This is a genomic window from Nocardiopsis rhodophaea, assembly GCF_039530945.1.
Classification (GTDB): Bacteria; Actinomycetota; Actinomycetes; order Streptosporangiales; family Streptosporangiaceae; genus Nocardiopsis_C; species Nocardiopsis_C rhodophaea.
In genome coordinates, this window is record NZ_BAAAPC010000038.1 from 1 (window position 1) to 13183 (window position 13183).

The 13183-nt window shown below is 71.4% G+C and carries 12 protein-coding genes and 1 pseudogene; 8 read left to right on the top strand and 5 right to left on the bottom strand.

The annotated features are described in order from the left end of the window. Both ABD259_RS26010 and ABD259_RS25335 read left to right on the top strand, forming a co-directional pair. Window positions 1–100: pseudogene (locus ABD259_RS26010) on the top strand (IS982 family transposase); the annotation flags it as partial. A gap of 289 nt (window positions 101–389) precedes the next feature. Beyond that, the gene (locus ABD259_RS25335; protein WP_344108199.1) at window positions 390–989 is read left to right on the top strand and encodes a hypothetical protein; all 600 of its coding nucleotides are present in this window, start codon (window positions 390–392) and stop codon (window positions 987–989) included. Window positions 990–1314: 325 nt separating this feature from the next. Here the strand turns inward: ABD259_RS25335 and ABD259_RS25340 are convergent, their stop codons facing one another. From ABD259_RS25340 to ABD259_RS25350, 3 genes are all read right to left on the bottom strand, one after another. Continuing rightward, window positions 1315–2862, bottom strand: a complete 1548-nt coding sequence (locus tag ABD259_RS25340) for an amidase (protein ID WP_344108197.1) — start codon at window positions 2860–2862, stop codon at window positions 1315–1317. A 131-nt stretch (window positions 2863–2993) separates the two neighbouring features. Beyond that, window positions 2994–3845, bottom strand: coding sequence for a phytanoyl-CoA dioxygenase family protein (locus ABD259_RS25345; RefSeq protein ID WP_344165761.1), 852 nt, complete (start codon window positions 3843–3845; stop codon window positions 2994–2996). A gap of 130 nt (window positions 3846–3975) precedes the next feature. Next, window positions 3976–4905, bottom strand: coding sequence for an oxidoreductase (locus ABD259_RS25350; protein WP_344165764.1), 930 nt, complete (start codon window positions 4903–4905; stop codon window positions 3976–3978). Between the two features lie 291 nt (window positions 4906–5196). Here ABD259_RS25350 and ABD259_RS25355 point away from each other — a divergent pair, with 291 nt between their 5' ends. Then, entirely contained in the window at window positions 5197–6153 is a 957-nt protein-coding gene (locus ABD259_RS25355; protein ID WP_344165767.1) for a bile acid:sodium symporter family protein, read from the top strand. A gap of 44 nt (window positions 6154–6197) precedes the next feature. On the opposite strand, the gene speB is transcribed toward ABD259_RS25355, so the two are convergent. Next, complete coding sequence (speB, locus tag ABD259_RS25360; protein WP_344108188.1) at window positions 6198–7163, bottom strand: agmatinase; 966 nt, start codon at window positions 7161–7163, stop codon at window positions 6198–6200. Window positions 7164–7301: 138 nt separating this feature from the next. Between speB and ABD259_RS25365 the strand changes: the two genes are divergently transcribed. Continuing rightward, window positions 7302–8906 (top strand): PucR family transcriptional regulator ligand-binding domain-containing protein, encoded by a 1605-nt coding sequence (locus tag ABD259_RS25365; RefSeq protein ID WP_344108185.1) that lies wholly within the window; start codon window positions 7302–7304, stop codon window positions 8904–8906. A gap of 141 nt (window positions 8907–9047) precedes the next feature. On the opposite strand, the gene ABD259_RS25370 is transcribed toward ABD259_RS25365, so the two are convergent. Then, complete coding sequence (locus ABD259_RS25370) at window positions 9048–9755, bottom strand: TetR/AcrR family transcriptional regulator (protein WP_344108182.1); 708 nt, start codon at window positions 9753–9755, stop codon at window positions 9048–9050. 241 nt (window positions 9756–9996) lie between these two features. Between ABD259_RS25370 and ABD259_RS25375 the strand changes: the two genes are divergently transcribed. The 4 genes from ABD259_RS25375 to ABD259_RS25390 form a co-directional block, all read left to right on the top strand. After that, window positions 9997–11271: an MFS transporter gene (locus ABD259_RS25375; RefSeq protein ID WP_344165770.1), complete on the top strand. Its 1275-nt coding sequence runs from the start codon at window positions 9997–9999 to the stop codon at window positions 11269–11271. A gap of 205 nt (window positions 11272–11476) precedes the next feature. Beyond that, entirely contained in the window at window positions 11477–11845 is a 369-nt protein-coding gene (locus ABD259_RS25380; RefSeq protein ID WP_344165773.1) for a DUF6153 family protein, read from the top strand. Window positions 11846–11902: 57 nt separating this feature from the next. Beyond that, window positions 11903–12811, top strand: coding sequence for a F510_1955 family glycosylhydrolase (locus tag ABD259_RS25385; RefSeq protein WP_344108155.1), 909 nt, complete (start codon window positions 11903–11905; stop codon window positions 12809–12811). Between the two features lie 177 nt (window positions 12812–12988). Beyond that, window positions 12989–13183: ATP-binding cassette domain-containing protein (locus tag ABD259_RS25390; RefSeq protein WP_344108151.1), on the top strand; the 195-nt coding region annotated here is incomplete at its 3' end.

The following is a 13183-nucleotide window of genomic DNA, read 5'->3' on the forward strand; positions in this document are numbered from 1 at the left end:
CCGGGTCGGCCAGCGCATTCTCGCGTTGACCGCCGCGGTCTGGAACAACCACCGCATGGGCCATCCCGTCCTCCGATCACTCACCGGATACGACCATTAACAGCCCTACAAGGAATCACTCGTCTAGACGGGGCAGGGCCGACCGAGCTTTCACCGCGTCCCCCCGTTGACGCCCACCGCGGAGTCTGGTTGAGATAGAAACAAAACAAGCAGCTGCTTGCTAACGATCACCACCCTGCCCGTCCACTCCCCCACGATCACCACCGGGCGCGAGATCCCTTTTTCCCCCACCGCACCCGACCCCTCTCGGCAGGCGCGACCGTGGCCGGTCACGTGCGGCGTTCCCCGACACCAGTCCTGAGCGACCCCCGCCAACCGGGAGCACCGACATGGAGACGACACCCCGCAAACGCTCGACCGTCTCGACCTCAGCCCTCGCCCTCACCGCCACCGGAATCCTGCTGGCCTCCCCCACAGCGGCCTACGCGGGAACGACCACCTACGACTTCCGCTGCACCCCGCCCGCGGAGTACCACCAGTACTTCCCGCCCTTCGACGCCGAAGTGACCGTGGATCTCACCGGTTCGGCGACCGCCGCCCCGGGGGCCTCCGTCGACCTGGAGGCCACCGTCACCCTCGACCCGCCCCAGGTGGCGCCCGACATCCTGGACCTCGTCGGCGGCATGGACGGCAAGGACATCACCGCCACTCTGGACATCGCGAGCTCGGCGGGCGACGCCACCCAGCTCGACTCTCCCGGAGCCACCGCCGACCGCATCAACGGCGGCGACGCCATCACCCTCAAACCGTTCGGCGGGGACTACACGGTCGGCGGCGCGGGCACCATCGACCTCACGCCCGGCGACATGGTGATCAAGATCGACGCTCCGGTGCTCGGCCCCTTCGACACCCCGTGTGTCACACCGGAGGGCGGCAGGACCGCGGGAGTCGCGCACAGCATCACCGTGGAGGCCGCCGACCAGGCATAGGGGCCCGGGGCCCGCGGCACGGCCCCAGCTTCGCCCGCCTGTGACTCCGACCGCGACGCCGCCCGGCGCTCGTAGCGGAGCAGGGCACTCCCCGTTACCGGAGGTCCGGGTCTCGGGAGCCGGAGAGCGGTCCGGCGATCCGAGCCCCGGACCACGGCATGCGCGCCGGTCGGACGGTCCTCAGGGGGCTACCGGGGGTGCAGACTGCCCCTCCAGGACGGTGCCGACCGGTCGTGCCCCTCCCGGCTCCACGGTCACGCCGTCAGAGGAGACCAGCGGTCGCCCCTGGGCTCCGCCCGGACGCGGCGACGCGGCCGCCGCGCGCTCAGGCGCGCGCCGATCCGGTCGTCGGGGACGCCTCGGCGGAGTCGGGGGCGGGGAACGGCACTCCCTGGGGCCGCCGGTGAGCCCAGGGTCTGGTCTCCTCCAAGCGGCCGGCCAGGCGGAGCAGCAGACCCTCGCCGCCCGCAGGGGCGACGAACTGGACGCCGAGGGGCAGCCCGTCGGAGGTCCAGTGCAAAGGGAGCGAGATCGCTGGGACACCGGTGAGGTTGGCCAAGAGGGTGAACGGGGTCGCGGTCAGGTTTTTTATCGTCTCGGCGTTGATCAGGCCGGTCGTGGTGACGATCCGCTCGGTGCGAGTCCGCACGAGGACACGTTCGGCGGCGCGGAGCCAAGCGGGCGGGTCGAGACGCCCGATGGGGACCGGCGGACCGGCGATCGTCGGGGTGAGGAGCAGGTCGTACCGGCCGTGGAAGTCGGCCAGCGCGCGGATGTGCTCGTTCCAGTGATCGTGGCAGCGTACGTAGGAGGGGGCGTTCATCGACCGCCCCATGGCGGCCAGCATCAGGCTGTCGGGCTCGAAATCGTCCTCGCCGCACCCGGTCTGCGCCTTGATCCCCTCCACCAGAGCCGCCATGGAGCCGTACCACAGGGTCAAAAAGTCCTGGGTGAGCGCGCGGCCGTCGATGGCCGGCTCGGCATGTTCGACGTCGTGGCCCAGCCCTTCGAGGAGCGCGGCGGCGGCGCGGACCGCGGCCACGGCCTCGGGGTGGACCGGGGTGCCCAGAGGGGACCGCTCGGTGAAGCCGACGCGCAGCCGCCCCGGGTCACGGGCGACCTCCTCGCGGTAGGGGCGCTCGGGCGCGGCGATGGGGTAGGGCGAGGTGGGCTCGGGCCCGGCCATGGCATCGAGCAGGGCGGCGCTGTCGCGGACCGTGCGGGTGACGACGCCGTTGACGGCGGCGCCGTGCATGGGCTCGCCCATCAGAGGCCCGAAGGGCACGCGGCCGCGGCCCGGTTTGAGGCCGACCAGCCCGCAGCAGGCGGCGGGGATCCGGATCGAGCCGCCGCCGTCGTTGGCCCCCGCGGCGGGAACGATCCCGGCCGCGACAGCAGCGGCCGATCCGCCAGAGGAACCACCCGGCGTGCGGGTGAGGTTCCAGGGGTTGCGGGTGGCACCGAACACGAGGGGCTCGGTGATGCCTTTCGCGCCGAACTCGGGGAGATTGGTTTTACCGAAGGGGATCAGCCCGGCGTCCAGCCAGCGGCGGACGATTTCTGCGTGCTGGGGCACGGGCACGCCGCGCATCGCACGGCAGCCCATGGAGGTCGGCACGCCCGCGTAGTCCTGGAACAGGTCCTTGAGGAGGAACGGAACGCCGGGGAAGGGAGCGTCGTCGGGAAAGGAGGACGAAGAGGCGCGGCGGCGCGCCTCCTCGTACATGGGCCGGATGATCGCGTTGAGATGAGGGTTAATTTCTTCGGCCCGGGTGATCGCGGCCTCCAGCACGTCGACAGCCGGTACTTCACCGTCGCGTACCAGGGCCGCGAGTCCGGTCGCGTCGTGCGCCAGGTACTCATCGACTCGCATGTGCGGACGCTAGCACCTGATTGCAACCCGTTCTACGACGTCATCCTGCTTTTTCTGCTCGTATTGAATTGAACTTTATGAACGCAGCAACAGCCATCGACGGGCCGGTACGGGGGCCGGGCGCGGCGACCTCAGGTGGTCTCCCAGGGGCCGAGAGACGGCTCCCGTCCCAACCCCCGCAGGACCGCCAGCTCCACCGGGGAGAAGCGCCCATTGGGCCGGTCGAGGGCCAGTTGGTGGACGGGCTGCAGCGGCGGCTGGGCCATGAAGCGGGGCCGGGTGCCGGTGTGCGGCTGGGCGGCGTGCACCAGGAACGGGTGGCACAGGTAAACGTCCCCGGCGCGGCCGGTGGCCGAGACGACCGGGCGGTGCTCGGTCTCCTTGGCAGCGTGCAGGCTGGTGCCCTCCTCTCCGTGCGGTTCGAGGAGCGGGGGCACGTCGAGGTGGGAGCCGACACGGATGCGGGTGGGAGCGTCGTCCTCGCCGACATCGGAGAACAGGAACAGCATGAGCAGGGCCCGGCCGCGGGAACGCAGGTTGCAGCGGTAGCCGGAGAAGTCGATCGTGGTCCAGTCGAACGTGGACCAGTCGACGCCTTCCTTGGCCAGGCGCTCCAGCTCGGGGTGCCATCCGGCGTCGATGTGCCAGCCGTCGTCCCCCGGGGCATCAGCATGCGGGAACCGGACAGGGAAGGTGCCCAGGCTGCCGCGTTCGCACCAGCGGCCGGGGCCGACCAGCTGGTCGAAGGCGGAGTGCAGGCGCGGGGTGTTCACGGCGAGTTCGAAGGGCCGCTGGTGGAAGTCGCCCAGTCGGCTCACCGGTTCGGTCCAGGTGGACGGGTCGTCGGGGTCCTTGCCGGTCGCTGCCCACAGGTACGCGCGCCCTTCGTCGGCGAGCTCCCGGGGAAACGCCTGCTCAAGGTGGACGAACCCGTCGGAGATGAACCGCTCGACCTGTTCGTCGGTCAGGGCAGGGCTGGGCATGCGCAAAACGCCCCTTTCACGGGGTATGGGGAAAAATGGAACGCGTCCGATCATGGAGATCATCGGAGCGAGTGTCCACGTATTTTTGCGGGCCTCCTGCGCGGGCCTCAGGACCGGCGAAGGCGGCGCGTCAGTTCCACCTGTAGGTGACGCCGGTCAGTTCCTCGGAGAGAGCCCAGAGGGCGGCGGCGTCCGCGCGGTCGCGGGCCGCACGGCTGCGCCGGCAGAAGCGGGGTGCGCCGCGGACGCCGAAGAAGCCGGTCGGGCCGATATAGGCGTCGCCGGGTACCGAGGGGTCGACGGCCGCGCGGACGGTCGGCAGCGCGCCCGCGAGTTCGCTCTGCCCGACGAGGCCGACGGCACGCACCATGAGTTCACCGACTCTGGCGCGTCCCTCCAAGGTGGGGCCGACCGCCGAGAGGTTGGTCGTGGCTACGCCGGGGTGGGAGGCCGACGAACGCAGATTCGCCCCGGCGCGCTCGGCGCGGCGGTGCAGTTCCCCACTGAACAGCAGGTTGGCGAGTTTCGAGCGGTTGTAGGCACCCCACTTGCGGTACCGGTCGGGTGCGTGGGGCGTGCCGAAATCGATCCGGCCCTGCTGGTGGAGCCCACTGCTGACGGTGACCACGCTCGGGGCGTCGGCGGTCAGGAGGCGCGGGAGGAGAAGGCCGGTCAGCGCGAAGTGCCCGAGGTGGTTGGTGCCGAACTGCATCTCGAAGCCGTCGGCGGTGGTGCGGTGGGGCAGGGCCATGACGCCCGCGTTGTTGATCAGCAGGTCCACGCGTTCGGCGGGAAGGTCCTCGGCGAAGTCGCGGACGGAGGCGAGGCTGGCCAGGTCGAGAAGTGCGAGGTCGGCCTGGGCGCCTGGGGCCTCAAGGCGCAGGCGCTCCAGCGCCCGCGCCCCGCGCTCGGGGTCGCGGCAGGCCAGCACGGTCCGGGCACCGAGTGTCGCGAGGATACGGGCGGTCTCGTAGCCGATCCCGCTGTTCGCGCCGGTGATCACGGCAACGCGCCCATCCTGGCGCGGTGCGTCGGATGGCCTCCAGGGGTGTTCTCGCACTGCAACCTCCACGCAGGCGCTTCCGGCCCGCAGGACCGGCGGTCCCACCCAACAATACTCATGAGTAATGAGCCAATAAAAGATGTCAATGATTTCGGCCCAGCCCACGCCGCGAAGGGCCACGCCGGCTCCCCGTGGGCCGTCACGCGTTCACCGCGGCGACGCCGCCCGCAGGACCGGTCCGGGGCCGCACCGCCCACCACCAGCAGCGGGGTCGGGGACGTCCCCGACCCCTGGCATGATTCCCTATTTCCACCGCTTTCCCCATCGACATCGACGAAGGACGACAGCATGGCCCTCATGATGCGGATCGCCGCGTTCGCCAGCCGGTGGTTCGCGGTACTGATCCTGCTCGGTGCCGCCGCCGGACTCGCCGCGCCCGACCAGGCGGCGCGGCTCTCCCCCGCTATCACCGTGCTCCTCGGCGTGATCATGTTCGGCATGGGCCTCACGCTGCGCGCCGCCGACTTCGCGATCGTCGCCCGGCGCCCGCAGGCGGTGCTCATCGGCGTCGCCGCCCAGTTCCTGGTCATGCCCCTGGCCGGCTACGGCATCGCGCTACTCCTGCAACTGCCGCCGCTGCTGGTGGTCGGCATGGTGCTGGTCGGTGCCTCGCCGGGCGGGACGGCCTCCAACGTGATCGTCTTTTTGGCGCGCGGTGACGTGGCGCTGTCGGTCGCGATGACGTCGGTCTCGACGCTGCTCGCGCCTGTCCTGACCCCGCTGCTGGTGCTCTGGCTGGCGGGGTCGTCGCTGCCGGTGGACGCGGGTGGCCTGTTCGTGTCCATCCTGCAGGTCGTGCTGGGTCCGGTGGTCGCCGGGCTGATCGTGCGCGCGGCCGCCGGTGCGTTCGTGCGCAGGGTGCTGCCCCTGCTACCGCTGCTGTCGGTCGGCGGAATCGTCGTCGTGGTCATGGCGATCGTCGGCGCCAACGCCGGGGCGGTGCTGGACACGGGGCCGCTGTTGGCGCTTGCGGTCGTGGTGCACAACGCGCTCGGCCTGGCGCTGGGGTATGCCGCGGGACGGGCCAGCGGGCTGCCCGAGTCGGCGCGGCGGGCGGTCAGCATCGAGGTCGGCATGCAGAACTCGGGGCTGGCGGCGGCGCTGGCCGCCGCGCACTTCGCCCCACTGGCCGCCCTGCCCGGTGCCCTGTTCTCGGTGTGGCACAACATGTCGGGCTCGCTGATCGCCACCGTGTGGGCGCGGCGTGTGCCCGACGGCGTGAAGGAGCGGGCCGCCGCGTCCTGAGGGAGCCCTCCGGGGCGTGGCCGGCCACGCCCCGGGGCTAACGATCAGCCGGACGTCCGCGCGGTGCGGGTCCGCTCCAGTGCCAGCACGCTGACCAGATCGTAGGCGACGTGGGAGGCGGCGGTCGCGGTGATCTGCGCGTGGTCGTAGGCGGGGGCGACCTCCACGACATCGGCCCCCACCAGGTTGCAGTCGGCCAGCCCGCGCAGGATCTCCAGGAGTTCGCGGCTGGTCAGGCCCCCCGCCTCGGGGGTCCCGGTGCCCGGAGCGTGGGCGGGGTCGAGCACGTCGATGTCGACGGACACATACAGGGGGCGGGAGCCGATGCGCTGGCGCAGCGCGCCGGTGATCTCGTCGACGCCCTTGCGCATCACGTCGGCGGCGGTGACGATGCCGAAACCGAAGCGGCGGTCGTCCTCCAGGTCCTTCTTTCCGTACAGCGGGCCGCGGATGCCGACGTGGGAGATCGCCTCGGTGTCGAGGATGCCCTCCTCGACGGCGCGCCGGAAGGGCGTGCCGTGGGTGTAGGGCTCGCCGAAGTAGGTGTCCCAGGTGTCGAGGTGGGCGTCGAAGTGGAGCATGGCGATGGGGCCGTGCTGCGCGTGGAGCGAGCGCAGCAGGGGCAGCGCGATGGTGTGGTCGCCGCCGAGTGTGACCAGGCGGGTGCCGCCCTTGGCGAACGCGCCCGCCGCGTCCTCGATGGTCTCGACGGCGTCGCCGATGGAGTAGGGGTTGACCGCGATGTCGCCGCCGTCGACGACCTGGAGTTCGGCGAACGGGGAGACGTCGAGGCCCGGGTGGTAGGGGCGCAGGAGGCGGCTGGCCTCGCGGATGGAGGCGGGGCCGAAGCGGGCGCCGGGCCGGTAGGAGACTCCGGTGTCGAACGGGACACCGACGACCGCGATGTCGGCGTGCTCGACCTGGTCGAGGCGGGGCAGCCGAGCGAAGGTGGCCGGACCGGCGAAGCGCGGTACCCGGCTGGAGTCGGTCGGTCCGATCGGAGCGGTCATGTTTCTCGTTCCCGTCTATCCCGTGATGGTCGTGGTTATCCCTGCGGCGGTCCGTTGAACGCCGCGCTTATCCCTTCTATCGGGCGCTATCAACTGGTGTGCCGCGAGAACGGTAGGCACCGGCTAAGCTGCGGGGAAATGGACGATCCGTCCAGTTGTTCGCGAAAAGATGGTTGGACCGCACTGTTGCCTCACGTACTACCCCACAGCTCCGCCGTGCGGACGGTCCCCCTGCGCGCGATCACCGAGCGCCGCGACCTCGCGCTGAGTACCGTCGTCGCGGCCCCGGGCGCCGAACCGCGGGTGGGGTGGGCGCTAGTCAGCGAACTGGCCGACCCCGCCCCCTACCTGCGCGGCTCGGAACTGCTGCTGACCGCCGGGGTCAATATGTCCGTCGACCCCGATGACGTGCGCTCCTACGTGGCCGGGCTGGTGCAGGCGGGGGTCGGCGCGCTCGGGTTCGGGGTGACCCCGGTCCACGACCAGGTGCCGCCGAGGCTCGTTGCGGAGTGCCGTGCTCGGGGAGTCGCGCTGGTGGAGGTGCCGCGCGAGACACCGTTCGTCGCGGTGAGCCAGGCGGTCGGCGCGGCCCTGGAGGAGCTGCACGTCCAGGATCTGCGGCGCATGGGCGAGGCGCACCGCGCGCTGGCGCGCGCGGTCACCGCGGCCTCGCCGGTAGAGCGGCTGGTGGGCACATTGGCCCGGGCGCTGGGCTGCTGGGCGGCGCTGGCCGCCGGGTGGGTGATCACCCGCGCCGGGCCCGTACCGCCGCTCAGCGACGAGGTGGTCGAGCTGGTCGAGAAACTGCGTCGGCCGGGCGGGCCGCGCAGCGCTAAGGCGCGGATGGGCGGGGACGAGGTGTTTCTGCACGCCGTCGCTGGTCCCGGCGGTTCCGGCGAGGTCCTGATCGTTGGCCGGAATGCCCCGCTGGACCCCACCGACCGCGCTGTGCTGGGCACCGCGGTCGCCCTGCTGGGCCTGCTCTCGCACAGCCGGTCGGGGGCGGAGCGCTCGCCCGGCCGGACCATCGCGCGCTTGCTCCTGGACCCGCGGCCCGGGTCCGACCTCGCTCCCGCGCTCGCCGCCCTTGCCGGTGGTACCGGCGACGACGCGTCGGGCGTGGCTCCGAGGGCGGGCACAGGCGCCGGATTCCGGGCGCTGCGCGCCCGCTGGATCGGGCACGGACCAGCGCCACACGCGGCGGCGCTGGCCTCCGTTGTCCGAACAGAACTGGTGGATCCGGGTGAAGGAGAGCTGCGGGCCGTTCTCGCTGACCTGGGTGACCCCGCCGCCCACCGCGCAGAGCTGGAACGACTGCACAGGGCGGGATGGCTCGCGGCGCTCAGCCCCCCGGCGGAGCCCGGCGACCTTGCCGACGCCGACCGCCAAGCCGCCGCCCTGCTGCTCCGGGCCGCCGCGGTGGGATCGCCGCTGATCGGACCGGACGGATCCGACCCCCTGGCCGAGGCCGTCGACCCCGACCGGGCACGCGCGGCCGCGCGCACCATCCTCGGGCCCCTGGCCGACACCACCGAGACCGCCCGCGGCCTGCGCTTCACCCTCCACACCTGGCTCGCCCGCCACGGCAACTGGGACCGCACAGCCGCCGATCTCGGCTCGCACCGCAATAGCGTGCGCTACCGCATCGGCCGTATCGAACGCGACCTCGGCGTCGATCTCGCAGACCCCGAGCACCGGATGCGGCTGTGGTTCGCCCTGACGCGGTGGGACGCCCTTTCGTGAGGCGGGGAGTGGGGAGGGCACACGGCCTTTTATCCCCACCAATGACACCGCCCCCGCAGACCCGATCGGGCAACGGGCGCCGAACGTCGTCGGCCGGCGTGCTTCGATGGCGGCGCGGAGGCCGCGGCGACGGCGTCCCGGTCAGTCGCTGGCGCTGCGTGGGTCGGGGACGGATCCCGTGATCGCGGGGGCGGGCCCCGGCGGCGGCGCCGCGCGGTGCCCACTGCCGGAATCGCGGCCGTAGTAGCGGTGGGCGCCGATGCGGGCGATCTCCATGACGCGCATGGTCAGTTCCTCGGGGGATTCCGCGGGATGTTCCAGGAGCCAGTCGGTGAGGGCGTCGGCGGCGCCGGCGGCGATTCGGGCGAGGATCTCGGCGTCCTTCTCGGAGATGATCCGCTCGCCGTCGGGCATTTCGGTTCCGGCGACCACCAGGGCGGTGATCTCGTCCATGACGCGGCAGCGGGCCTGGGTGACCTCCTTGGAGAAGGGTTCGCCCTGGCTGCGGGCCTGCTGATAGAGCACCTTCCAGCTTTCGCGGTTGTCGGCCACGAAGCGGAAGAACGCGCGCAGCCCCTCCCACAGCCGCTGCTCGGGCGCGACGTCGCGGCGCACGGCGGATCGCACGGCGTCGACCAGCCGGTCGGCCTCACGGTGGATGCAGGAGGTGAACAGTCCCTCCTTGGAGCCCAGGTAGACGTAGACCATGGGTTTGGAGACGCCCGCCGCCTCCGCGATCTCGTCAACGCTGGCCGTGTGGTAGCCGACGCGCGAAAAGACCTGGACGGCGGCGTCGATCATCTGCTGTTCCCTGACCTGACGGGGCAACCGCTTGTGTTTGCTGACCACGCTTCCGACACTACCGAGACCGCCGATAGCCGCCCGGATGCGGACGATCATCGCATACCGCCATCCACGTGGTGTGACGCTCCGCAACGACGCGGCAACGTCCCTTGTTCGTGTTCCGTGCCACATTTACACTCAGCGCGGGTCCGGCCCGCAGGTCCACTTCTTCGGAACGGGGACGACGTTGACACAACGCATCACCGGAAGGCGAGCGAAGCGAGGGCCGGAATCGCAGGTCCACCGGGTGGCCGGGGCGAGCTTCGTCGGCACGACGATCGAGTGGTACGACTTCTTCATCTACGCGACCGCCGCTCAACTGGTGTTCGGCCAGCATTTCTTCACCGCCCTGTCCCCTGCCGCCGCGAGCCTGGCCTCCGTGACCACCATCGGCGTGACGTTCGTCGTACGGCCGCTGGGCGGGATCCTCATGGGCCACTTCGGCGACCGCCTGGGACGTCGGACCATGCTGGTGCTGGCGTTGCTGCTCATGGGGGTCGCGACGGTCGGTGTCGGCCTGCTGCCCACCTATGACCGGATCGGCCTGGCCGCGCCCGTCCTGCTGGTGGTCTTCCGACTCATGCAGGGCCTGAGCGCGGGCGGCGAGTGGGGCGGGGCGGCGCTGATGGCCGTCGAGCACGCACCGGTCCACCGGCGCGGCCTCTTCGGCGCGTTCCCGCAACTGGGCGCCCCGACCGGTCTGGTCCTGGCCAACGGAGCGTTCTTCGCGTTCACCGCCATTCTGTCGGCCGACCAGTTCGCGTCGTGGGGCTGGCGCCTGCCGTTCCTGTTCAGCGCGGTGCTGATCATCGTGGGCCTGTTCATCCGGCTCCGGGTCGACGAGTCGCCGGAGTTCGCCCGGTTGAAGGAGCGGGCGCAGCGCTCCCGACGGCCCATCACCGAGGTGCTGCGCCACTACCCCCGAACGCTCGCCATCGCCATCGGCGTGTTCGTCGCCAATATCGGCATCGGCTACGTGTTCCTGGCGTTCATCCTCGTCCACGCCACCACCCGGCTTGGGGTCGGACAGAACACCATGCTGCTGCTGATCGTGCTCGGCGCGCTCTTCTGGATCGCGACCACGCTGTGGGCGGCGTGGCGGTCCGACGCGGTGGGGCGGCGGCCCGTCTATCTCGCCGGATCGATCTGGCTGGTCGCCTGGGCCTTCCCGTTCTTCCTTCTCCTCGACACCGCCTCGGTTCCGCTGATGCTGGCCGCGGTGCTGATGCTGGCGGTCGGGCTCGGCCTGACCTACGGCCCGCAGGCCGCGCTGTACGCCGAGCTGTTCCCCGCCCGAATCCGGTACAGCGGCGCCTCGTTCGCCTACGCGGTCGGAGCGATCCTGGGCGGCGGGATCACCCCCCTCGCCGCGGCCGTGCTGACGGAGTCCACCGGGACGACGATGTCGGTGTCGGCCTACATGGTGCTGCTCGGCCTCGTCACGCTGATCGCGGTACTGAAGATCCCCGAGACCGCGGAGCAGGTCCGCGAGCGTCGGCGGTCGTGCGCGCGGATTCCATGACCCCACCCCTACTGAAAATGATTTTCATTTGCTATCGTCTTTTCTAGCATCGCCTCCGCCGCGGTGTCGACTAAGGGGCAGGGCGAGCGTGCTGGGCCGCCGCGCTGGTCAGCGATCCGCTGACCAGCGCGGCGGACGCTCCCCTAGGATTGAGGGGCGGCGCTCCGAGGAGGGCGCCGCCTCAACGTCGAGAAGGCGGGGTGCGATGCCGCGGACCGGGAGCCCGACCCGCCGTACCTGTCTGGCGCTGGGTATCCTCGCCTTTCTCGTGGCGTGCGTGTTCGCCGCCCACCATGAGTTCCTGCTCCCCGAACACGCGGCCCACGCGGCGGCATCCGTGCCCGACACCGTGGACGACAGCGGCACCGGAACCGCGAGGTCGCGCTCGTGCGACTCCTCGGACGGCGGCGGATGCCTCACCGCGCCGACCGCGCTTCCGGTGCCCGCGCCCGCACCGGCACCCGACGTCCTGCTCCCGCCGCCGCCAACGCCCCGGGGTGTCCACGCGCTTCCAGCGGACACGCCCGGTCCCTCCCCGCCCGACCTGGCCGAACTGTCGATTCTGCGGATCTAATACCGGTCCCCTCGCCCACGGACCACCAACGGATCGACGAAAGCGGTTTCCTCCATCATGTCCACCACTGCGCGGCGCCTCGCACCGGCGGCGCTGCTCGTTCCCATGCTCCTGCTCAGCTCCTGCGGCTCCGAATCCGACGACGGCGACTCCGGCGACAGCCCCGGCAGCACCGGCAGCGCCGTCTCGCCCGGCGCGGTCGAGGGCTTCCCCCTGCCCGCGGACGCCGAGCACGTCCACGGCATCGTCGCCGACCCCAAGAGCGACGGCCTACTGCTGGGCACGCACTACGGCGTCTACCGCGTCACGGGCGCCGGCGACGACGTCAAAGCCGAGCTGATCAGCCCGGTCATGGACTACATGGGGCTGGCCGAGGCCGGGCCCGACCGGCTGGTGGCCAGTGGCCACCCCGGCGAGGGCACCACCGACCTGCCCAACCCGGTCGGCCTCCTGGAGTCCACCGACGGAGGGGAGACCTGGACGACGCTCTCCCGCGCGGGCCAGTCGGACTTCCACGCCCTCGCCGCGTCCGAGGACACGGTGATCGGCTTCGACGGGTCCCTCGTCGCCACCGACGACGGCAAGAAGTGGCGCGAACTCGACGCGGACGTCACCGCGATCTCGCTCGCGATCTCCGCCGACAGCCAGACCGTCGTGGCCACCACGCAGCAGGGGCTGCGCCGATCAACGGACGGAGGAACGTCGTTCACCGACGTTGACGGCGCGCCGATGCTGGCGCTGGTCGACTGGTCGCAGGGCGACACCGTCGTCGGCATCGACCCCGTGGGGACCGTGCACCGCAGCGACGACGCTGGGGCGACCTGGAGCGAGGTCGGGTCGGCCGAAGGGCCGCCCGAAGCCTTCCACGCCGACCCTGACCACATCGCCGCCGTCGTCAACGGCATGCTCGTGGTCTCCACCGACGGCGGCGCGTCCTTCGGGCCGCCGCGGCTGTCCGGCGACTGATCCGCCACACCGGCGCGGGGCGCTCACCCGGAAGCGGGTGAGCGCCCTCACACCTCCTGCGCCGACGGCCACTGAACCCGATCGCTGACCGCTCGCGTTACCTCTCCTGCGGCCCGGTTGGTCCCCCCATGACCCGGCCACCGGACCGATCGACTCCCGCGACCAGGAGGAACACACATGAGCGAACACGCCACAGCCATCGCACCCGACCCCACGGCAGCCCCGCCCGTCGTCACCGCACACCAGCTGTCGAAGGTGTATGGGAGTGGGGACTCGGCGGTCCGGGCCCTGGACAACGTGACCGTGGAATTCACCCGCGGCGCCTTCACCGCGATCATGGGCCCCTCCGGATCGGGCAAGTCCACCCTCATG

Bases quoted from the DNA above. Each gene is read 5' to 3' on its own strand.
- ABD259_RS25335 (WP_344108199.1), top strand. From the start codon at position 390: ATGGAGACGACACCCCGCAAACGCTCGACCGTCTCGACCTCAGCCCTC.
- ABD259_RS25340 (WP_344108197.1), bottom strand. From the start codon at position 2,862: ATGCGAGTCGATGAGTACCTGGCGCACGACGCGACCGGACTCGCGGCC.
- ABD259_RS25345 (WP_344165761.1), bottom strand. From the start codon at position 3,845: ATGCCCAGCCCTGCCCTGACCGACGAACAGGTCGAGCGGTTCATCTCC.
- ABD259_RS25355 (WP_344165767.1), top strand. From the start codon at position 5,197: ATGGCCCTCATGATGCGGATCGCCGCGTTCGCCAGCCGGTGGTTCGCG.
- speB (WP_344108188.1), bottom strand. From the start codon at position 7,163: ATGACCGCTCCGATCGGACCGACCGACTCCAGCCGGGTACCGCGCTTC.
- ABD259_RS25365 (WP_344108185.1), top strand. From the start codon at position 7,302: ATGGACGATCCGTCCAGTTGTTCGCGAAAAGATGGTTGGACCGCACTG.
- ABD259_RS25380 (WP_344165773.1), top strand. From the start codon at position 11,477: ATGCCGCGGACCGGGAGCCCGACCCGCCGTACCTGTCTGGCGCTGGGT.
- ABD259_RS25385 (WP_344108155.1), top strand. From the start codon at position 11,903: ATGTCCACCACTGCGCGGCGCCTCGCACCGGCGGCGCTGCTCGTTCCC.